The organism is Sphingobacterium paucimobilis HER1398, assembly GCF_000416985.1.
Lineage (GTDB): Bacteria > Bacteroidota > Bacteroidia > Sphingobacteriales > Sphingobacteriaceae > Sphingobacterium > Sphingobacterium paucimobilis.
Map to the genome: position 1 here is coordinate 1 of NZ_ATDL01000023.1, position 1,324 is coordinate 1,324.

The following is a 1,324-nucleotide window of genomic DNA, read 5'->3' on the forward strand; positions in this document are numbered from 1 at the left end:
CGGGCGACTCTTCCGATGAATCGGAATATGCTAACCAGCTGAACTACCAGGCCTAAGTATTTTAATTGTTGTTGAAGGATTTTTAAGGATTTGGCTATAAACAACAAAAGGCATCCACAATGGACACCTTTATTGTTTTCTTAGCGGTCTGGACGTGACTCGAGCGGGCGACTCTTCCGATGAATCGGAATATGCTAACCAGCTGAACTACCAGGCCTAAGTATTTTAATTGTTGTTGAAGGATTTTTAAGGATTTGGCTATAAACAACAAAAGGCATCCTCAATGGACACCTTTATTGTTTTCTTAGCGGTCTGGACGTGACTCGAGCGGGCGACTCTTCCGATGAATCGGAATATGCTAACCAGCTGAACTACCAGGCCTAAGTATTTTAATTGTTGTTGAAGGATTTTTAAGGATTTGGCTATAAACAACAAAAGGCATCCACAATGGACACCTTTATTGTTTTCTTAGCGGTCTGGACGTGACTCGAGCGGGCGACTCTTCCGATGAATCGGAATATGCTAACCAGCTGAACTGCCAGGCCTGGGTATTTTTAATTGTTGTTGAAGAATCTTTAAGGATTTGGCTATAAACAACAAAAGGCATCCACAATGGACACCTTTTTTGTTTTCTTAGCGGTCTGGACGGGACTCGAGCGGGCGATTCTTCCGATGAATCGGAATATTCTAACCAGCTGAACTACCAGACCTAAGAATTTTAATTGTTGTTGAGGGATTTTTAAGGATTTGGCTATAAACAACAAAAGGCATCCTCAATGGACACCTTTATTGTTTTCTTAGCGGTCTGGACGGGACTCGAACCCGCGACCCCATGCGTGACAGGCATGTATTCTAACCAGCTGAACTACCAGACCTAAGAATTTTAATTGTTGTTAAAGATATTTAGCGGTCTGGACGGGACTCGAACCCGCGACCCCATGCGTGACAGGCATGTATTCTAACCAGCTGAACTACCAGACCTAAAATCTTTTAATCTTCTAAAGAACATACGTCTAACGTAGATTCGAACGGGCGACTCTTCCGATGAATCGGAATATTCTAACCAGCTGAACTACCAGACCTAAAATCTTTTTAATCTTCTAAAGAACATACGTCTAATGTAGACTCAAACGGGCGACTCTTCCGATGAATCGGAATATGCTAACCAGCTGAACTACCAGACTAAATTCTTTATTTTTACTATTTTTAAGAACGATGAAAAGACGATTCTTTTCTTTGTTTTTAGCGGTCTGGACGGGACTCGAACCCGCGACCCCATGCGTGACAGGCATGTATTCTAACCAGCTGAACTACCAGACCTAAA

At 42.5% G+C, this 1,324-nt stretch carries 4 tRNA genes; all 4 read right to left on the bottom strand.

Annotated features, from left to right (window positions below):
• Positions 1–637: 637 nt before the first annotated feature.
• Positions 638–710, bottom strand: a tRNA-OTHER gene (locus M472_RS44240).
• A gap of 91 nt (positions 711–801) precedes the next feature.
• Positions 802–875: transfer RNA gene (locus M472_RS44245), tRNA-Asp, on the bottom strand.
• A 32-nt stretch (positions 876–907) separates the two neighbouring features.
• A tRNA-Asp gene (locus M472_RS44250) sits at positions 908–981 on the bottom strand.
• Positions 982–1,246: 265 nt separating this feature from the next.
• Positions 1,247–1,320: transfer RNA gene (locus M472_RS44255), tRNA-Asp, on the bottom strand.
• Positions 1,321–1,324 lie beyond the last annotated feature (4 nt).